The sequence below is a fragment of the Paracoccus sulfuroxidans genome (genome assembly GCF_007830335.1).
GTDB classification, from domain to species: Bacteria; Pseudomonadota; Alphaproteobacteria; order Rhodobacterales; family Rhodobacteraceae; genus Paracoccus; species Paracoccus sulfuroxidans.
The window spans coordinates 1-19990 of sequence record NZ_VLKU01000016.1 but is presented as its reverse complement, the minus strand read 5'-3'; the positions used below and the strand labels follow the sequence as shown (position 1 = coordinate 19990).

At 58.6% G+C, this 19990-nt stretch carries 16 protein-coding genes and 5 pseudogenes; 8 read left to right on the top strand and 13 right to left on the bottom strand.

Annotated features, from left to right (window positions below; translation table 11 throughout):
- The first annotated feature begins 168 nt into the window (after nt 1–168).
- Entirely contained in the window at nt 169–570 is a 402-nt protein-coding gene (locus IQ24_RS18930) for an energy transducer TonB family protein (protein WP_145399924.1), read from the top strand.
- 15 nt (nt 571–585) lie between these two features.
- Nucleotides 586–1293, top strand: coding sequence for a 4'-phosphopantetheinyl transferase family protein (locus IQ24_RS18925; RefSeq protein WP_145399922.1), 708 nt, complete (start codon nt 586–588; stop codon nt 1291–1293).
- A gap of 18 nt (nt 1294–1311) precedes the next feature.
- Here the strand turns inward: IQ24_RS18925 and IQ24_RS18920 are convergent, their stop codons facing one another.
- Nucleotides 1312–1701 (bottom strand): MarR family winged helix-turn-helix transcriptional regulator, encoded by a 390-nt coding sequence (locus IQ24_RS18920; RefSeq protein WP_158637576.1) that lies wholly within the window; start codon nt 1699–1701, stop codon nt 1312–1314.
- Nucleotides 1702–1763: 62 nt separating this feature from the next.
- Complete coding sequence (locus IQ24_RS18915; protein ID WP_145399918.1) at nt 1764–2216, bottom strand: SRPBCC family protein; 453 nt, start codon at nt 2214–2216, stop codon at nt 1764–1766.
- A 288-nt stretch (nt 2217–2504) separates the two neighbouring features.
- On the opposite strand from IQ24_RS18915, the gene IQ24_RS18910 reads away from it, so the two are divergent.
- Nucleotides 2505–4151, top strand: coding sequence for a Pycsar system effector family protein (locus tag IQ24_RS18910; RefSeq protein WP_145399916.1), 1647 nt, complete (start codon nt 2505–2507; stop codon nt 4149–4151).
- Nucleotides 4152–4276: 125 nt separating this feature from the next.
- On the top strand, nt 4277–4627 hold the full coding sequence (locus tag IQ24_RS18905; RefSeq protein ID WP_145399914.1) for a hypothetical protein: 351 nt from the start codon (nt 4277–4279) through the stop codon (nt 4625–4627).
- A gap of 60 nt (nt 4628–4687) precedes the next feature.
- Here the strand turns inward: IQ24_RS18905 and IQ24_RS18900 are convergent, their stop codons facing one another.
- From IQ24_RS18900 to IQ24_RS18875, 6 genes are all read right to left on the bottom strand, one after another.
- A complete protein-coding gene (locus tag IQ24_RS18900; protein WP_158637575.1) occupies nt 4688–7231 on the bottom strand; it encodes a calcium-binding protein in 2544 nt (847 codons plus the stop codon).
- 341 nt (nt 7232–7572) lie between these two features.
- The gene (locus IQ24_RS18895) at nt 7573–8523 is read right to left on the bottom strand and encodes a hypothetical protein (RefSeq protein WP_158637574.1); all 951 of its coding nucleotides are present in this window, start codon (nt 8521–8523) and stop codon (nt 7573–7575) included.
- 44 nt (nt 8524–8567) lie between these two features.
- On the bottom strand, nt 8568–8819 hold the full coding sequence (locus IQ24_RS18890; protein WP_145399908.1) for an acyl carrier protein: 252 nt from the start codon (nt 8817–8819) through the stop codon (nt 8568–8570).
- Between the two features lie 68 nt (nt 8820–8887).
- Entirely contained in the window at nt 8888–10411 is a 1524-nt protein-coding gene (locus IQ24_RS18885) for a B12-binding domain-containing radical SAM protein (RefSeq protein ID WP_158637573.1), read from the bottom strand.
- A 357-nt stretch (nt 10412–10768) separates the two neighbouring features.
- Nucleotides 10769–11716 (bottom strand): hypothetical protein, encoded by a 948-nt coding sequence (locus IQ24_RS18880; protein ID WP_145399905.1) that lies wholly within the window; start codon nt 11714–11716, stop codon nt 10769–10771.
- 45 nt (nt 11717–11761) lie between these two features.
- Entirely contained in the window at nt 11762–15130 is a 3369-nt protein-coding gene (locus IQ24_RS18875) for a hypothetical protein (RefSeq protein WP_145399903.1), read from the bottom strand.
- 254 nt (nt 15131–15384) lie between these two features.
- Between IQ24_RS18875 and IQ24_RS20460 the strand changes: the two are divergent.
- A pseudogene (locus tag IQ24_RS20460) lies at nt 15385–15853 on the top strand (IS21 family transposase); the annotation flags it as partial.
- 12 nt (nt 15854–15865) lie between these two features.
- Here the strand turns inward: IQ24_RS20460 and IQ24_RS18865 are convergent.
- Nucleotides 15866–16435, bottom strand: coding sequence for a class I SAM-dependent DNA methyltransferase (locus IQ24_RS18865; protein ID WP_145399902.1), 570 nt, complete (start codon nt 16433–16435; stop codon nt 15866–15868).
- Nucleotides 16411–17192 (bottom strand): annotated as a pseudogene (locus tag IQ24_RS18860) (IS5 family transposase). Before IQ24_RS18860 ends, IQ24_RS18865 begins: the two are co-directional and overlap by 25 nt.
- Nucleotides 17193–17327: 135 nt before the next feature.
- Here IQ24_RS18860 and IQ24_RS18855 point away from each other — a divergent pair.
- Both IQ24_RS18855 and istA read left to right on the top strand, forming a co-directional pair.
- Nucleotides 17328–17570, top strand: coding sequence for a hypothetical protein (locus IQ24_RS18855; protein ID WP_145399898.1), 243 nt, complete (start codon nt 17328–17330; stop codon nt 17568–17570).
- A gap of 185 nt (nt 17571–17755) precedes the next feature.
- A pseudogene (gene istA / locus IQ24_RS18850) lies at nt 17756–18517 on the top strand (IS21 family transposase); the annotation flags it as partial.
- Here istA and IQ24_RS18845 read toward each other — a convergent pair.
- Nucleotides 18517–18732, bottom strand: a pseudogene (locus IQ24_RS18845) (ATP-binding protein); the annotation flags it as partial. The pseudogenes istA and IQ24_RS18845 overlap by 1 nt on opposite strands.
- 16 nt (nt 18733–18748) lie before the next feature.
- On the opposite strand from IQ24_RS18845, the pseudogene IQ24_RS18840 reads away from it, so the two are divergent.
- Nucleotides 18749–19120, top strand: a pseudogene (locus IQ24_RS18840) (IS110 family transposase); the annotation flags it as partial.
- Between the two features lie 68 nt (nt 19121–19188).
- Here the strand turns inward: IQ24_RS18840 and IQ24_RS20620 are convergent.
- On the bottom strand, nt 19189–19464 hold the full coding sequence (locus IQ24_RS20620; protein ID WP_145400005.1) for a low affinity iron permease family protein: 276 nt from the start codon (nt 19462–19464) through the stop codon (nt 19189–19191).
- A gap of 88 nt (nt 19465–19552) precedes the next feature.
- Nucleotides 19553–19990, bottom strand: a 438-nt coding sequence (locus IQ24_RS18830; protein ID WP_145399896.1) for a superoxide dismutase family protein, incomplete at its 5' end; no start/stop codon positions are given.

Sequence of the window (19990 nt, the reverse complement as noted above, 5' to 3'; positions counted from 1 at the left end):
GGCTGCACATAGGGGACGGGCTTTGCCACGTCAACCGGGGTGGGCGCTGCCGTCAAAGGACTGTGTTCGGCCTGCCCTGGCCAACGGCCATGCGAGCGGCGCATTTGGCGTTGACGGGGGCGGCGGTCTCGAAGAACAGAAGACCTGTGATATTGCCGAGGCTGCCCGATGTTGCGCACGATCTTTCTAAGCCTGTGTCTCTCTTTGCCGGTGCTGCTGCCCGCCGCGAGTTTCGCTCAGCAGAAAAGCTGGTCGGGAACTGCCGAACCCAGGAATGAAAAGGAATGGATCCGGGCCGTGCAGCTTCGGGTGAACGCGAATGCGGTCAATTCATTCATGACGAACAGGCTGGCAGGAACGGGCAGGGCAAAGGGCGTTGCCGCCCTGACGGTTGAGATTGCCTCGGACGGTCAGATCAAAGCTGTCTCAATTCGGACCAGCAGCGGCTCTGAGGAAGTTGATGAAAGCCTACGCCGAGGCGTCATGGCGCTGCCACAGATGCCGCGTTTTACCCCGGATATGCAGGGCGATTCTATAGCGCTGGTCATCCCCTTTGCCCTCCACGGGTGATTGGCGGAGGGTCTCATGACCGAAACCACGCCCCTTCTGATCGGCACGCCCCGGCAATGGCGACTGGCGGGCGGGGTGCGGCTGGTCCGCAGCCAGTTCTCGCCGCAGAATCTGTGCGATGATGATGCGGGCCAGTTGGCGCGCGCGAACCTCTCGCAGGCGCATCCGAAGCGGCAGGCCGAGTTTCTGGCCGGGCGCCAGCTGTGCCGCGCGGCCTTCGGGATCGAGGAGCTGGGCCGAGGGCAGATGCAGGAGCCGATCTGGCCCAAGGGCCGCGCGGGGGCGATCAGCCATAGCGGCACCTCGGTCGCCTGTATCGCGGGGCCGGACAACCGCCTGCTTGGCGTCGATCTGGAGGCGCTGCTGCGCCCGACGTCGCAGCGGGCCGTCGCAAAACGCGTGCTGACCGAGGAGGAGGCGCAATGGATCGCGCCCGTGCCGGAGGAGCAGCAGGCCGCGCTGCTGAGCGTGATCTTCTCGGCCAAGGAATGCGCCTATAAAGCGATTTTTCCGTGGATCGGGCGGCGCCTGCCCTTCGATTGCGCCGCACTTCTGCCGATGCCTGCCCGCGCGCGGGGGCGCTGGCGGATGCGGCTGACGGGGGATCTGGGTCCGGGGTTTCCGCAAGGCATGGTGCTGCGCGGCGGGTTCGTCTGGCAGGGGGACATGGTCCTGACCTGGATGAACCAGCCGCGCGAGGCTTACTCGGCCGAGACAGGCTAGGCGCGGGCCCTCCGATCCTCAGTCGATGCGGACATTCGACAGAAACTCGCGGTCGGTGGCCTCGACCAGCACGATGGTCTTGCGCAGGATGGACCAGCCCTTTTCGGTCAGCTCGATCAGGCGCTCGCGGCGGTCCAGCTCATAGGGCTCGACCGTCACCAGCCCGCTGTTGCTGAGCCGCTGCAACAGTTGCGAGACCTGCATCTTGGACAGCCGCGACATCTCGACGATGATCTTCTGCCGCACGGCGCGCTGCTGGGTCGCCTTGTGACTTTCATCCGAGAGCCAGGCCGAGATCGCCAGAAGGCTGAAACTGGGCTGCGTCAGATCATAGGGCGCCAGCACGACGTCAATCCGGCGCTGCCAGTTCAGGAAGGTCTGCCAAAACCGGAAACCGGGACTGTCCATCGGGCTCGGGTACTCCGTGTTTATGTTGTTTTCGTCTGTCATCACACCTTCACATGCCTTCTCTAGGTCGTCTCGCTGATGCGGCCGGGTTCGGCCATTGCCCGGGAGGAAAGCATTTCCATCGCCCCCGCCAGATGGGCCTTGATCTTGGTCCCGATCACCTTGCCGAAGAGGGGGGCCAGAAGGCCGGTCAGGGTGACCGAATGCCGGATCTGCGCCCGCGCCCCATCCTCTTGCGGCAGATATTCATGGGTGAATACCATCTTGGTCAAAGGCAGCCGCGCCGTATCGGTAAAACTGACATTCGGGGTCACCTCGGTCAGTTCAAAGGCGACCTCCGGCCCGCCCGAGGGCTTCATCTTGCCGGTCGTGCCCTCGACAAAGGGGCCGTTCAGGCGAACCCATTCGACTTCGCTGTCCCAATCGGGCCAGTTCGCGGCATCGGCCCAACGCGCCCAGATCTGGTCGGCACTGGCCGGAGTCGTCACGGTTTCGGAATAAGTCCATGTAAACATTTTAAAACATCCTATGAAATGGCTCCGGAAGTGGTGGTTCACCCGGATCGCGGAGCGAGTATCCGAGAAAGTGATAACGCAATAGTACGATAATGGTAATATTTAATACTATAAACAAAAGCATGCCGCTGGCCTGATGGCTCGGCGGGGCAGGGCGCGGATTTGGCGAGGCGCACACACCCGCTCCCGGCGATGTTCTGCCGAGTGCAGGCCGAAACGCCCGGCTTCATGGAATATCGCCGCGCCTGTGTCGTACTCCCTTCATGAACAAGCGAAAGGGGAAGTGCGATGGCCCGGAAGACAGCAAAAGGCCCGGCGGCGGGCAGTGACCCTGTGGTCGAAGGCATCCCCGAGGATGCAACCGCGCTCCCGCCGAAAGAGAAGCAGCTTGGCTCCTCGAAAGCGGTCGAGACGATGTTTCGCAACGCCACGCGGGCCGAGCTGGATTTGATCGCGCTGGCGGCTACCAAGGCCAATATCATGATCTCGTTGAACGGGCTGATCATCTCGGCGCTGATGATCTCGGGCGCGTTCATCTTTGCCCAGACGGCGGCCTTCCTGCTGCCTGCGGGGGTGTTCATGATGACCGCCGCCGCCTCGATCATCTTCGCGCTGCTGGCGGCATCGCCAGAGCGGGCAGGGGTCTTCACCGCGCTGCGCGAATGGGCGGTCGCGGTCTTTCGCCGTCAGGCGCGGCTGCGCGACCTGCGCGACTATCTGGACCGTCGCCACGATGCTCCCGAGGGCGAGCCGATCAACCTGCTGATCTATGAGCACCGGGTCCGGCTGACGCGCGATGAAAACTGGGAACGCATGCAGGAGCTGCTGCGCGACCGCGATGAGATCTATCACCAGATGACCGACCAGATTTACTGGCTGGGTCAGGTCGCGGACCGGAAATTCCGCTTTCTGGATGTCTCCTATACGGTCTTTCGCTGGGGGCTTCTGGCCTCGGTCATCGCGTTTCTCAGCGTGAAATCCTTCATCGGCCTGTTCCCGGGCGTCGGCGGCAGCGGTGCGCCCCGGCTGCAGAACCTGGGGATCGCCGAGTTCGAGGATATCTATGAACCCTCTGCTGTGCAGCAGCTGGCCGATGGCCGCATTCTGGTGGTCGAGGACGAGGCCTCGCGCGCCATAAGCATCATGTCCCTGGCCGAGGATGGCAGGCTGGTCGAAAACGCCTCGACCGATCTGAAGATCACCCGCGCCTTTGGCCGCAAGCTCAGCGATCTGGAGGGGCTGTCGATCGATGATGCGAACAACGTCTATGCGACCACCTCGCATTCGATGAACAATGACGGAGAGCGCCGCCCCGACCGCGAACAGATGCTGCGCTTCCGCATCGAAGGGAACGCGGCGGGCCAGATCGCCAGCTATACCAAGCTGCGCGATGACCTGATGGCCGCCGATGATCTGAAGGCGGCGATCCGCGAACTCAGCGGCGAGGAGGTCGATTTCGAAAAGCTGAACATCGAGGGCCTGTCCTATTACCGCGAGGCGAGGCACCTGCTGGTTGGCCTGCGAGAGCCGATGGCGGGGGACATGTCCATCGCGCTGGCGATCACCAACCCGGGCGAGGTCTTCGACGGCACCGCCGCGCCGCGCTTTGGCCGGCCCATCCTGCTGGATCTGAAGGGCGGCGGCATCCGCGCGCTCAGCTATGATCCGGTGCTGGGCAGTTTCCTGATCGTCAACGAGATCGAGGGTCATGAGGGAAACCGCTATTCGCAGCTCTGGTCCTGGTCGGGCGAGCCCTCGGTCCCGCCCGAGCCGATTGCGCTGCCCGATATCATCAACCTCAACAACGTCGAATCCATCGACTCGATTGTCGTGGATGGCCAGCCGCGCCTGTTGCTGATGAGCGATGAAGGCAATGAGAAGAAGAACAAGCCCGCCCGCTATATGATGCTGGAATACAGCCAGCTGGGGGGCTGAGGGGCGGCAAAAAATGTCACGTCACTGGCGCCGGGCGGCGCCAGTTCTGCGCGGATAATTGCTTGATTTGTCCGCATTCCGGTCGCAAGCTTTCCCCATGTTTTGACGTTAAGGGGGGAATGCGCATGGCGCGGTTTCTAATGGCGATGATTTCGCTGGCGGCGGTCGGATCGCTGGCCGGTTGCGAGGATGTGCAGAAGAAGATGGTGCCGCCCGCGCAAGCCCAGCAGCAGCATTTCGCGAAGGTGCGCACGGCCATGCTGGACGACCCGAACCTGCGGCAGGTCGTCCGCTCGCAATGTATGGCGGATGCGGCGCGGCAGGGGGTGGCAGAGGGATCGCGCGGGGCCAAGGGCCGCTATTGCGACGGCGTGGTGCAGGGCATCATGAGCGGCAGCCGCTCGTATCGCGATCCGGCGGCGGCCTCGGCCACGCGGGTCACGCCGAACCTGACCAGCGCGCTGACCGGAAGCTGAGCGGGGTTCTTGAGGGCTTGCCCCGCCGTGGCAGAGCAAGCCTTTGAATAGGATCGCAGATCAGGCAAAGACCAGATCGTCGGCCAGCGCGCCGATGGTGGTGTTGCGCACCGTCAGAACGTCGCCATTCCCGAAGTCGAAGACTACATCCTGCCCCTGTTGCGTGGCATGGCTGCGGGCCTGGGCAAAGTTGGTGACCCCGGCAAAGCCCTGCAGGCGGATCGTGTCGAAATTGTCCTGAAAATCGCTGACCGTATCGCGGTTGAAGCCCCGCCCGAAGACGAAATTGTCGTCTCCGAGCCCGCCTTGGAGCACGTCATTGCCAGCCCCACCGATCAGCCAGTCCATGCCCGCGCCGCCTGCCAGCAGGTCGTTGCCGCCCATGCCATAGAGGTGGTTGTCCCCCGTATCGCCATAGACCTGGTCGTTAAAGCGCGTGGCCTGAATGCTCTCGACCCCGATGAAGCGGTCGCCATTGGCCATGAAGGTCGATTGAGCGGGCGTGCCCATATTGATCCTCAGCCCCACGATGGCGGCCGCATAGGTGACGACGTCCTGTCCCGCGCCGCCGTCCAGCGTGTCCGCCCCGACGCCTCCGGCCAGCGTGTCGTTACCGGCCCCGCCCTGCAGCAGATCGTTGCCCAGCCCACCATCCAGTTGGTCGTTTCCGGCCTCTCCGATCAGCACGTCATTGCCAGCCCCGCCCGCGACAAGGTCATTGCCCCCCATGCCGTTCAGCCGGTTGTCCGCCGTATCGCCATAAAGCTGGTCGACAAAGCGCGTGCTGATGATCGACTCGATGCTGATATACTGATCACCCCGTGCATCCCCGTATCCGGAACTGCTGCTTCCCATATTCACGGTCACACCGATCGAAGCGGACATGTAGGTGACGACATCGAATCCGGCGCCGCCATCCAGCGTGTCGCGGCCCGAGCCTCCGTCCAGAGTGTCAGCCCCGGCACCTGCCATCAGGTGATCGTTGCCATTCATGCCCAGCAGTATGTTGTTCTGGGAATTCGCGATGAACGTATCGTTACCCGACGAGCCGATGAGCCCTTCGACATCGGTGAACTGGTCCCCAAGGGCGATGCCTGTCGAATGCGAGGAGTTCAGCATGCTGACGGTCACGGCATCGTATCCCGCATAGCTGACATAGTCGATGCCCGCGCCGCCGATATGCAGATCACCACCGGCCCCGCCGATCAGCGTGTCGTTCCCGTCGCCGCCGTTCAGCGTGTCGCGGAAATTCGTGCCTGTGATGGAATCATTGCCCAGCCCGCCGCGCAGTTCAGCGCCGACGCCAGAGGTTGAGCCAAAGTCTCCGGACACGGCCAGAATGGTGTCATTTCCCGCGCCACCGTCGATCACGGACGAGGTGGGCTGGCTGGAGGTGATCACCTCGACAGAAATGTAGTCGTTCCCGTCACCGCCCGAGGCCCGTACCTGATCCTGCGACCGGCCGACGCGGATGGAATCGTTGCCCTCGCCCCCGACAATGGCGATGGCCGAATAGGCTGCAGAGGAATGGATCGTGTCGTTGCCGGCGCCGCCATGGAAACTCTGGCCGGTCGCACCGCCGTATCCGGCCCAGGTCAGATCCAGAAAATCGTCACCGGCACCGCCGCTTACGACCTGATCCGTGCCGTTGACCCAGGTCATATCGATCGTATCGTTGCCCTCTCCGCCATAGACGTTCAGCAAGCTGTTCGAGAGATCAAAGGTATCATTACCCAGCCCGGCGATGATACGACCGGTCGAGCCATAGTCCTCAAAATGGTTATTGCCAGCGCCGCCATCGAGGACCAGCGCGACCCCGTCAGTCTCGAAGCGTTCAGCCGCAGCGGTCCCACGGATGGTCGAGGCGCCCCGGGAAAACTCGAAGATCTCGATCCCCCTGATGGTTTCCGCGCCTGCGGCGGGCTGATTGAGGTCAATCACACCGTTGAACTCGTAGTAGTACAATGTGTCCGTGCCCAATCCACCGTCGATCACATTGCCTCGGGAAGGCGTATAGACCCGGATGAAATCATCTCCGGCCCCGCCATAGAGGCGATTGCCCGTGCCTTCGGCAATCAGGCTGTCATTGCCATTGCCACCATGCAGATAGTCATTCCCGGAAGCGCCTTCCAGCGTGTCGTTGCCAGCAAAACCATAGAGGCTGTCCGACCCGTCGCCGAGGCTGGTCAGCCGGTTCGCAAACTCGTTTCCGCCTAACCAGACATTGATGGCATTATAGGAGGCGGTCAGGTTCTCAATCCCGGAGAGTCTGTCCAGACCCCAGCCGGTATCCTGAGCCACGGTGATGCGCAGATCCACGACGGTTCTGGTCACATCGCCATTGAAATCGGAGAAATCCACAGTGTCAACGCCGGCGCCGCCATCGTAGACGTCATTCCCGCCATCGGCCTCGATTCGGTCGTTGCCTTCGCCACCCCGGATGGTCGACCGGCCGGTATCCAGAAATCCATTGGGCGCGTTGTAGAACCTGTCATTGCCAGCAAGACCGTTCATCACGTCATTGCCGCCCCTTCCGAAGAACGTGTCCGCCCCCGCCGTTCCGCTCAGAGTATCGTTGCCGCTGGTGCCGTTGATCGTCGCCATCATCTACCCCTTAACACTTTCAAGTTCAGTTCTAACGCCTCGGGGCCGGTTAGGGTACAACTACGCGGCGAAAAAAGCCGGACGCGCCGGGACTTCACTGCGCTATTGGGCCGGATCCCGTGATCATTTTTTCTGCATCGCGATCTGGATTGGGCTGAAGCTACTTATGCTGGCCGAATTTGGCGGAAACGGCGCTGATCGGATGACCTGCAATCGGGGAGGGTGATGTGGGCGCATGCCGTGATCGTGGCATTGCAGTTCGGGTAGGCTTTGATCAGGGTAAGGCACGTTTATGAGGTTCCGCGCTGCCCTGATCTGGACCGCGTGCGGGCCTGCATTACCTAAGCCGGGTCGATCTGAATAAGCCGGGATTGACGAATGTCCGCAGCCCAGTGGACTGGGCCGATGCCGATCTGGCAGCGGAACAGCTGCAGCTCCCAAGCGCCCGGAGTGTCGGGCGCAAGAAGATCAAAGCCACCTGCACCTGTGGTGTCGCCGCGAACAGGATGGGCGCGCATGATCAGGCTTGGGTTTTGATGATCATGCCAGCGCGCCAGAATATCACCGGGCACACGGACTCCGTCTGGGTGCGAGACGAAAACGCTCTCGCCTGTCCGCATCTGCGGCGGCAGGGAAACCTTGCTACAGAGGGCGTGCTGTCCACGCGAAGCCTGCGGCTGAACAAGCCTGCCGTGGTAGTGGTCGATGAAGCTGGAAACATGCGCCGCCAGAACCGACAGCGAGGGCGCGGTGAAATACTCGCCATGCCCGGCGGGCAGCGTTCTGGGGCTGACTTCCCGGAACGCGCGATGCCAGAGCGGGAAAAGATTGGCCCCTTTCAGGCAGGGATTAAACTCTTGGCTGAACTCACCGAAGATCGCGGCATAGGGAATGGGCAGCGGCAGCAGGTTTTCCGCATCAATCGACAGAAGGCCCAGAACAGGCTGCGCTTGCGTCAGGAAATGCGCGGCGATGGCGCAGGAAATATGTGCGGCCTGGCAGTTGCCCCCGACAAAGCAGGGGCGGCCCGACAGGATCGGTGACAGGATCTCCCCGTAATGTCGTCCCAGTTCATCCTGATCCCGGACGCGCATGTCGGAATACGGCACGATGAGATTAAGGGACCTCAGGCCGATGACGGGCTGGTCAGGTCCAAGCGTCTCGGAAAGCGCCCGGAACTCGGTTTCGGCGTTGAAGACCCAGATCAGCGGCGGCCTGTGACCCGAGGGGTTGATCATATGGACAAGCCCCTGCCCCCCCTCGACCGATCCCGGCCAGGAGGTCGCAAGCATCTTCAGGGCCGCAAGCCGTCGCGCGTTCATGAAAGGGTACGGCTTCACGCCGCCTGGGCAGAGATGATGGCGTCAGCGAACTCGCCAAGCGTGCCTGTCGAGAAAACCAGTGATGGCTCGAACTCGATCCTGAATTCGTCCTCGATATCGCAGCAAAGCAGCACGGCCTCGCTGGAGGACAGGCGCAGATCGACAAGATCGGAGCGTTCCGTCACCTTGCTCGGATCGGTGTCCGTGCGTTTGGCCACCTCGGCGCGCAGGAATTCAACAAGGCTGTGTTTGTCGGGTGTGGCCATCGGGCGCGTCCATTCTTGATCGTCGAAAACTTGTCCGCCCGAGGTTTGCAATCGGGCCCTGAGATGGCTCAGGCGGCGCGCCCGGAATGTGGGCGTTTCGAGGCTTGATAGAGGAAGGGTGGCAGGACCCCGAACAGCGCGCGCGCAATGTCGCGGGCGATCTCGGGGCGGGCCGAGGACAGCGCGACCGAGGCCTCAAGGATTTGCCGTCCCCCGGGGGTGCGATTGACGAGCCGCATCAGCCGAAGCGAGAAATCCTTGTCGACCGCAACGCGACCGTCCTGAGCCAGACCCTGCAGATGCAGGGGTGCGGGCTTCAGAAGCCGCGCCATATGGGTCAGGCGCCTGATGATATTGTCTGGCAGCAGCAGTTCCTGCATCAGCCAGCGCGCGCCCTCGGCCAGCTGTTCGCGCGACATTTTCGCCGGATAGAAATTCGTCATCGCCATGCCGAGAAGCCCGGCGTTCAGGTCCTGCTGCGGCAGCAGACGTCCCTCGGCTTTCAGTTGCGCGTAAAGCGGCGTGGCGACGGGGGCCGACAGAACAGACACCCGCGTCACCGGCACGGGCAGCGCCATGGCAAAATCGAACTGCCGTTCGAAACAGCCCAGATCGTCGCTGTCAAAGCCCACCATCAGACCGGCTTCCACCGCAATCCCCGCTGAGACGATGTTGCTGATCTGCTCGACGCGGTTCTGCCGAAGGTTCTGGCGTTTCTGCACCGCCGCCAGCGCCGTTTCGCTGTCGGTCTCGACGCCCACGAAGGCATTGCGCAACCCGGCCTGATTGCAAAGCTCCAGCAGCTCGGGATCGCGCGTGACGTCGATCGACAGCTGCGTCGTCAGGGCGACGGGCGATCGTCCCTCCCGTCCGTTCCAGGCGATGATGGCTTCAAGCAGCGCGCGGGTGCGCTTGCGATAGACCGTGAAATTGTCATCCGACAGAAACACCGAACGATAGCCGTGCCCATAGAGGTTTTGCAGTTCCGTCACCACCAGTTCGGGTGGCTTGTGGCGCTGCGCGCGGCCCAGATAGGCAATCACATCGCAAAAGCTGCATTCGAACGGGCAGCCACGGCTGGTCTGCACCGTGCCCAGAAGCGCGCGCTCATTGCTGTAAAGGTCCCAACGCGGCATCACCGCCTGCGCCAGATCCGCCTTGCCGCCCTTGTAATGCGCCTTCAGTTGTCCGGCCTGTAGATCGGCGACAAGCGCATTTGCGACCGGTTCGAACTCGCCCTCGACCATGCAATCGGCGACGCCCGCGAAAAGCTCGGGGGCAAGCGAGACATGCGGGCCGCCGATGATGATTGTTTTGCCCGCCGCGCGGAACTGCGCCGCGATCTGAAGTCCGCGCCGGACCTGAGAGACGTTCATGCTGATGCAGATGACCTCTGCCGGGTCGTCGAAATCAAGCGCGTCGATGACCTCATCACACAGCCGAAGGTCAAACCCCTCACCCAGCAGCCCGGCTACGGTCACAATGGCGGCAGAGGCAATCATCGTCGCCGGAGGATTGGTCTGCAGAACCCGGTCGACATGGACGCCGTTTTCTTCGAACTCCGGCGCTGGTGCGATCAGGTAAATGCGCAAATAGCTCTCCTGTCCTTGGGGCAAGGGGATACATGCGCACATCCTTGACGGATGCGAACTCCCTGCGAAATACCGTTTAGGTTGTAATTCGGACTGTGTTGATTCTCAATGAAAAACCGATTTGTCGCTCCGCAGGAGGCTTCACCGGCGATTTTGCATTGGAGGATTTGGGCTCAATCGGAGATCGCCCTGTTGCCAAGCCGAGAACGCGGATAGTGCTATCCCTGATTAAATCAGATATATGAATGGCTGCGGACTTCGCTGTACTAAGTGCATCCGGGAAAACGCAAACTTTCAATTCTAAGATAGCCTTTCACATTGAGGATATATAAGATGCTCCAATAGTTTAATATTTAATTACCATCGCGGCACTAAAACTCTTTGAAACCAATCTATGTACCGGCTAACGTCCGTTTCAACGTATTCGTGAGGTAGTACATAAGGGAATTTATCGTCGAACCCTAGAAATTTGGTATTGAGATCAAGAGTTAATTTTTCGTTCCCGGAAATAAACTGATCCATATATCGTTGAGCTGTTGCGCCCTTGAAGAACGAAAGCTTTCCTTGCGGAAACTTCATGTTTGACATTTTTTTCTCCAGCTCAATTCGAGCGCCTGGCGAGAAAGAATCAATAATATTTGCCTCTCTAAGTGCTGCTATGTAGTGATAATTTAGCGATATATTTTCTGCCACCTCGCGGTCTGGAGCCGCGCTCTCGGCTCCAATAATCTCAAGAAAACTTTTAATTATACCTGTGCAAACTGCTGCATCGAAATCCTTTACAACAACCCTTTCGAAGCGCTGCGACCAACGCTTGTACAAATGAAAGAAATCAAGCGACGGAACGCGAGATCTCCATAGTGCCGAAAATCCTGAGAAAGGCTCGGTAAGAGGAAAAACTTCCTGCTTAACCCTTTGCACGTATTCGGATTGAATGAGTTTATCTTGGCGTCGAACATACATCACAACGGTAGTATCAAAGCCATCAAAAATATCACGAATGATATCGGCCTCACTGTCGTCTGCCATGCAGAAAGGCTCTGAGCTTATAATGACCTGGCTTTTTTTCTGCACACGCGCTTTAATAGCATCTATTGATGTCCGATGGGGGCGTGATATAGGGTTGTCTTCAAATTGAGGTATCACGGACCATGGTATTGCGTGGTGGGCATTATTAATTGAGAATTCTTTTGGGTATTCCCATCCAAATGATGACGACAAAACCGAGCGATTATTCCACAGCCAGTTCTGAATGCTTGTGGTTCCGGTTTTGTGAACTCCAATGTGAATTATTGCTTTCTTCATTTTTCTTCTTTCTTGGTAGACGACGGATTGCGTCCCTGAGGTTATTTATGATCCGCTTCTAGTTTTGCGTAGGAATTCCTCTACTTTCTCTGTCAGGAGAAGTTCACTTTTCTCGATAACTGCGTCGTATTGCGTGTTATCGAAACCCCAGATGGTCGAAGTAGTGTCGGGACGGTGCCCGACCAGGAATGGGAGCGTCAAAATGACCTTCGTGTCCTCCCGCCGTTCAAGGTAGCGGTCAATAGTGTTGCGATCCACGTCCTTGTCGGTTGGGTCCCACTCAGCCAGATATTCCATGATGCCGCGATTATAGATGTTGAACACCATGCTGACGGCTCGGTTGACATGCACGAAGCGTACACCTTCGAAGTCTACAACGGCAGACACCACAATGTCATCATGTGCATCGGCAATAAAGCCCGAGAACAGGTCCCATTCGTGATGTTCTAGATAGCGTTCCACAACAGCCATACGCTGATTGTAATCTGTGGGAAATAGTACGTCATCCTCACATATGATGGCTCGCTGTGTACCAGACGCCACGATTCGCTTAAACATGTGGCGATAGCTCATAGCCGCGCCGATCCATCCTGGCGTAGCCTTCAAACCATCCCAGATCGTGAAACCGGGCTGCATCTGACCGGCAAACAGCGCTCGCCTGCGGGGCGTTTCCGGTAGGCTAAGGCACAAATGCGCGGGCTCGGGGACCGATATCGGATAATTGGGCGCGCGCGTGCTCATAACATCGTATCCTACCATGTTTTGCGCCAACAAGAAGCGACGGAAGAACATCTCGAAACGGTTGTCATCTCGGGCCGTGAAGGAGCGAATTCGCTCGCGCTGCGCGATGGCATGGATGTCATTGTCGATATAGGGCCGCAACAACTCGATGATTCTGTCAGTATCGTCTACCGGGGCAAACTCTACGATGCCATGGAGCACTGCATGTTCGTCCTGATCGGCGGAAACTTCGGAGACCACGGGCGTGCCATGACTTAGCGCTTGATAGATCCGCGTCGTCTCCAGAAGAGAACCTTCGTAGTAATGCACGTTTAGCACCACCGCAGCGCGCTTGAGTTCCTGATCTATTTCTTCGCCGAAGAGATTGTTGACGATACGTAATTGCGGATACGCATCGGCCACGGCAGACAGAATTCTTTGCCGACGTGGGCATTTATCGTCGCCGTAAAACAAAATTCCTTGGCGAGGTGCTTCGTCCGACGGTAGTAGGTTTCGATCAACGTCCAGCGGTATGTAATGAAGCTTGTACAGTGGCAGATCGTGACGGCCGAGATAGTCAAGGTTTGTCATCGAATAATCGATAATTGCACGGGCGCGATTTAGGCTGTCAAAATATGCCTCGGTGAACCAGCGAGAACTGACCGATTGCTCCATCTGGACGGCGATATAATGTTCTGGGATATTATCGAACATCTGTGGGCAGATGACGAAAACATGCGTTGCACCATCTGCGCCATCAAGATCGGTTCCTACGCTTACCAAGAAACCTTCCTCGCGCAGAACCCGAGCCATCAGTTGCGCCAGACTCATTACATGAGGAGTAGCAGCAATATAGCATTGATGCGCAGATGATTTGTTGACACCTTGCGCGTCTAGATGAGCAATATATCGGTGTCGACTCAGGCGGCGGCCAATACCTCTAGGACCTTCCTTAACCAAAATGCGCGTCGTCGCAGAGGCAGCCGCCAGTGGTCCTCCGAGGTTGCGGCTGGCGCTTTGGAAGGTATTCACCGCAATGCGAATATTGCGCAATTTAGTGGAGACCTGCCGCATTGGTGCTGTTACCCGCCAAGAGCGTGTCTTATAGATCTGATCAACACGAAGTTGGGAGATCAGCTGCAGTTTGTCGTAGTCGAGATTGCGGTTGTGCAGCAGCTCATTCATTTCTGCGAGTTTACGCTCGTGCCAACCCAACATCTCCTGCGCGTCGGTCAAGCTTAGCGTCATCTCCAATATCTGTGAAAGTTGCTCCTCAATTTGCTGTTTTGCTGCCTGTTCGCGCTCGCGCGCGTCATTCAAGCTTTGCGTGAGCACTTGCTGATCAGTTTCAAGGCGGCGCAGCTCTGTGTTCAGCTCGCCTATCTGCGTGTCCTGCCCCTCAATCCGTTGCGTTGCCGCCTGTTCGCGCTCGCGCGCGTCATTCAAGCTTTGCGTGAGCACTTGCTGATCAGTTTCAAGGCGGCGCAGCTCTGCGTTCAGCTCGCCTATCTGCGTGTCCTGCCCCTCAATCCGTTGCGTTGCCGCCTGTTCGCGCTCGCGCGCGTCATTCAAGCTTTGCGTGAGCACTTGCTGATCAGCTTCAAGGCGGCGCAGCTCTGTGTTCAGCTCGCCTATCTGCGTGTCCTGCCCCTCAATCCTTTGTCTTGCCGCCTGTTCGCGCTCCTGCCAGTTGCAGCTTTCATACTGGGCGCGTGCTATCTCTTCCTGAAGCAAGTTGATCCGAACTGCGTCGCCATTGGCCATGTCCGAAAGTGGGAGCTCTGCAGCGTCAAAATCGCGTCGGATTATATCGAGCACGGCCATAGCCGACTCGGAATGCGGATCGATTACAAGCCGCTTCAACGCATCATGTGCTCTCATGCACCAGCCTCGCAGAGCTGGCTGACCAGAGATATCGTGTTCCTTGATCCGTTCATGGTTGAGGTCAGGACGTAAAAACTCCCCGATTAGTGGGGCTGACTCGATCACAGGCTCGGGAAAGTCGAAACTTCCTTGATTGGCGATACGTTGGATCTCACTCTGCCAGTCCTTTGTAAGCATGGCGTAGTTGATGAAGCTGCGTGGCATGTTACGGCTCGCAACCTCTGCATCCAGAACATGTCGCAGCCACATCAATGCTGCAACGGAATCGCCAAGTCCGGTAGGCCAGTTGCTGCGCCGACGTTGTAATGAACGCATGACTTCCGCAGGGTTGCGAAACGCGATCAGTGGCACTATGCGGCAATGTAAATGCTCTAGGGCTTGTATATAGAATGGTGCCAGCCTACAGATCCGCGGATCTTTAAGTATTATGTGTGGCGCATCACCAAATTCTCTTTGCAACAGATCGCGCAGTTGCAGATCGGCGTTCTGGAGGGCTACAGGTCCCAAGCGAGAGGGCGACAGACTACGAAAATCGTGCCAAGTAGAGCCCATATCGCTAAGTAACTGATCGTTGAATAGGACAATATTTTCGGGCTCCCAATGCCCGGCATCATTACCCTCTGCCGCCCCAATTAGCTTTTCGGGCAAGCTGTAACCCAAGAGGTTTAATGTTCTGGTAAGAGCACTGGTGCCGGAACGATGCATGCCTAGAACCAGCAGGCATGTTCTGGTAGCGGTGGAGGTCTTCTGAGTGGAGGGTGGCCGTTGTTTGCCAAAATTTTTTAGCGGCCGGTCTTCGAGCTTTTCCACGGCAAATTTCCCATTTTTCAGCGGCAAAAGCTGTTATGGTACAACTGATAAGATAGTTCCATATCATAATGCATCCAACGGTGTGTGTTTCGGCGTGCAATCTTGACCCCTTAGAGGGGGGTATCGGCACCCAATTTTGACCCCCCTGATGTTTTGCCAGACCGTTCGCTGGAGGATAAGCGAGCGGAGGGGAGATGAAGCGGGTGGATACGATCGCGCGGGTCCGGTGAGCCTTCTATGTTCATGGCTGGTCGGTGAAGAAGATCGTTCGGGAGCTGCACGTGTCGCGGAACACGGTGCGGAAGATCCTGCGGTCGGACGAGACGGATTTCAGCTATGAGCGCAGCCGCCAGCCGTTGCCCCGGATCGGGCCATGGCAGGGGCAGCTGGAACAGTTTCTGTCCTCGAATGCGTCGAAGACCTCTCGCGAGCGGCTGACGCTGATCCGCATCTTCGAGGAATTACATCGGATATGAGGGCGGATACGATGCCGTGCGCCGGTTTGCGCGAACCTGGTCACAGGCCCGTGGGGCGGTGACGGTCGAGGCCTATGTGCCGCTCTATTATGCTCCAGGCGAGGCCTACCAGTTCGACTGGAGCCATGAGGTCGTGCTGATCTCGGGCGTGACCGTCACGGTGAAGGTCGCCCATCTCCGCCTTTGCCACAGCCGAATGATGTTCGCCCGCGCCTATATGCGCGAGAGTCAGGAGATGGTCTTCGAAAAAGACCGTCAGCTAACTCAACGCCACCAGATCAATGACGAATTGCGGATGCTGAATCCGTTCAAGATGTGAGATCTGGCGCAGTTCACACAGCCCATCAATCAGAGCCCTCGCGGCGTCAGGGCCGTGCCAGATCGTCTGTGTTTCGCCGGTCCAATTCACCAGAAGGCACCAGGCCTTAGGATAGGTGCTTTCGGCAATCCGCGTGCTGAGCGATGCGATCTCATCCGCGGAAAGATAGTAAGCAACCTCTGAAAGAACCACGAGATCCCATCGCCCCTGTGGCCATTGCGCAGGAATGGTCAGGCCGTGCAGTTGGACACGGGCAACTGCGGAAAGCCTGCTGCGTGCGCTGCTCAGGGCCTCTTCGCTTAAATCGACGCCAGTCACATGATCGGCTCGCGTCGAAAGCATTTCCGTCAGCACACCGATCGAGCAACCAATCTCGAGACAGGATCGAAATTGATGCTGGGGAAGGGCGGCTATTGTGGCGCGGTATTTGTCGGCCTCGTAGGCGCTGGCCAGATAATTCCACGGATCGGGATTCGCGCGGTAGGTCATGTTGACAAATGGCGGATCCATAGCCTGATGCAGGCAATGTCTATGAATCCGAGGAAGCTGTCTGCGGTCTTGTCGTAGCGAGTTGCCAGCCTGCGGCTGTTCTTGAGCTTGTTGAAGCACCGCTCGACCATGTTGCGTAGCGTGTAGATGGTCATGTCGACGACCTTTCGAACCTTTCGGTTTTTGCGCATCGGTATCATCGGCACGGCGCTGCGGCTCTCGATATCTTCCCGAATTTTATCAGAGTCATAGCCTCTGTCGGCGACCAGAACGGCGGGCTGCGGCAGGTTGTCGGCCATCACCAGATCATAGCCTGTGTAATCGGAATCCTGCCCGGGCGTGATCTCGGTCCTCATCGGGAGGCCAGCGCCATTGACGCGGAGGTGGATCTTGGTCGAGAACCCACCTCTTGAACGGCCAAAAGCCTCTTTCGGAGTCCCCCTTTTGCGCCCGCCGCATGATGATGGGCACGGATCACGGTGCTGTCGACCATCTGCAGTTTGTCTGGCGCAATCCCCGCGTGGTTCAGCGCGTCCAGTATATCCTCCCAAAGTCCGGCCAGGGTCCAGCGCCGGAACTGGCGATAGACCGAGGACCACTTGCCGAACTCTTCAGGCAGATCTCGCCACGGCGCGCCTGTTCGCGTTATCCAGAAAATCCCATCTAGAACAAGGCGATGATTGGATGGCTTGCGCCCATTCTGGTGTCGAACGGCGCTAATGAACTCCTCGAAAAAGGCCCACTCATCATCGGATATCAGGTTGCGTGCCAACCTCATCTCCCAAGTAGAGATAAGCTTGAATCACAGTGCCTCGGTCAGGGGAATCCCTTTTGTCAACACGTCCTAGTTGGGAAAAAATCGCCATTATCGCTATAGATGAAGTGACTTTAATCTAGAATCGCAGGAGTTGTAATGCAGGTCATGATAGGACTGTCAGCGGGTCTGATTATTGCGGCGGCAATTTTTCTTATTCGCAAAACCTATATAGATCATGCCACATACAAGACGTTCCTTGCTGATTGCGATAGAGCGCGAGAGCATGCCATTGGCAGTCAGGTTGTGCGGGATGCTTACTCCAACGGATGGAATGCCGGTTACAAACAAGCTTGCGACGATTCCAAAGCCAGCACTCCAGAATTCCGGCTGCGAGCCTAACTCTGCATCTGCCCGATCTCATTCGCAACAACTTATATGGACGAATCATGATTGGCGGATATTTTCCATGCGCTGTTGATTTCCACCCAGAACTGACCCGGGTTGGCGCGTAATTTCCATTGAGATTTGACCCATGTGACCCTTCCCCAACGTGACGAGCGACGGGGAGCAACGGAGTGATCCACATGGGACTTTTGAATGTCATCCGCCCGATGGCGCTGCGTGAGAAGCTGCCGATCCGCGAGATTGCCCGACGGACGGGCCTGTCGCGCAACACCATCAAGAAGTATCTGAACGCGGGCACGATCGAGCCGAAGTTCTCGCTGCCGGAACGTCCGAGCAAACTCGATCCGTTCGCGGAGAAGCTCGCGGCCTGGCTGAAGACCGAGACGACGAAGTCGCGCAAGCAGCGCCGGAACTTGAAGCAGTTGCACGCCGATCTGGCCGCGCTCGGTTAAACCGGTTCCTATAATCGCGTGGCTGCCTTTGCCCGGGATTGGCGAGCTGATCGCCAGCGTGAGAAGCAGACCACGGGCCGCAGCACATTCGTGCCCTTGGCCTTCCGCCCTGGCGAGGCCTTCCAGTTTGATTGGAGTGAGGATTACGCGGTGCTGGGCGGAGAACGCACCAAACTGCAAGTCGCCCGTATCAAGCTGTCGCTCAGCCGGGCTTTCCTGGTGCGCGCCTATCTGCTGCAGACTCACGAGATGCTGTTTGATGATCATTGGCACGGCTTTCGCGTTTTCGGCGGCGTTCCAGAGCGCGGCATCTACGACAACATGAGGTCCGCGGTGAATCGTGTCGGTCGCGGCAAGGAGCGTCAGGTCAACATGCGCTTCCTCGCCATGGCCAATCACTATGTCTTCGAGCCGGAATTCTGTAATCCAGCCGCAGGCTGGGAGAAAGGTCAGGTTGAAAAGAGCGTCCAGGATGCGCGGCCGCGGCTGTAGGCCGGAAAGCGTGCCGCTTTCATATGATAGGCAATCGACCGAACCTCTCGTTCGGCCATCTCCGCCTTCAACAGCTGGGTTAGGATCGGGACTGCCGCTTCGAATGCAGGCGCGCCTTGCTCGATCAAATCGGTCACGGCCTGCGCCATGCCATGCATCTTGAGGCTGCGAAGCATGATAATGACGGCGCCGCTGGCGGGATCATGACGCATGGCGGCCTCCGGTGTTATGGAGGCATGCGCCAGCGCTCATGACTGGGGTCGCGCGATCCAGCAGTTCGGCCACGACATACGCCTCGTTCCAACTAGCTACGTCAAGCCATATGTGAAGCGGCACAAGAACGATACGGCGGACGCGGAAGCCATTGCCGAAGCAGGTTCTCGGCCGACAATGCGCTTCGTCGCAGTGAAGACCGAGCAACAGCAGGCGTGCTCCATGGTCTTCCGGACCCGCGATCTGCTCGTGCGCCAAAGAACGCAATTGATCAATGCGCTGCGCGGCCACCTCGCAGAGCACGGTCTCGTTGTGCCGCAAGGCCCAGCTCACCTGAAATCTCTGGCGCAAGCACTAGAGGCACCCGATGTCGCAATGCCGCAGTTGGTTCGCGATCTCGGCCAGATCTACCTCGAACAGATCGAACACCCGATCACATGCTCGGCGGCACGAATTTACCCTTGCATGAATCGGGGCATCCACACATGGAGCCTCCGGCAAACCCGGCGCGGTTCAATATCGCGATTTTGGGTATTCTGGACAAGAAAGACAATCATGAAGGTGATGATCGTTGTCGAGGTGTTGATGATGAGCTGCCAGCTGTCGGAGAAGCCGAAGACAGGGCCGCTGACAAGCCAAATCAGGACGAAGACAATGCAAAGCGCGAATGCGATGGGTGAACCGGCCCAATAGGCGATCCGACCAGCGACGCGGGTGAACAGGCGCTCCATGTCGTTATTCCTCTGGAAAGCATATGAGGATAAACCGCTCGGAGCGCCGATGGTTCATGCTGGCCTGTGTAACGATGCTGGCGAGGCGTTACTCGATGACCGCACAGGCCAGACGATCGCCGGCCGCTCCGGAGGGCTGGCTGGAGTAGTCGTCGGCCTTGGCGTGGATCATCAAAGCACGGGATGTGATGCTCTTGTCTCCCTCGGTCAGGGTCACCGACGGGTTGAAGACCTCGAACCGGGCCATGCCGGTCGCATCGACGCGCTGATTGGGCATGTCACCAGCGTGGGGCCCAGTTTTGGACAGATAGCCGTGCTCGACCCCGGTCGGATTGAAATGGCCGCCCGCCGAGTCATGTTTGGTCGCGGGATCGCAGGTGCCGGTTTCATGGATATGGAAGGCCACCCAACTGTCGGGCGGAAGATCTCCGATCTCGGCCTTGATCAGCACGCCCGCTGCGGTTTGCGTCAGGCTGGCGCTGCCGATCTCGGCGCCGTCGGTGTTCACGAATTTGGCCGTGGCGTC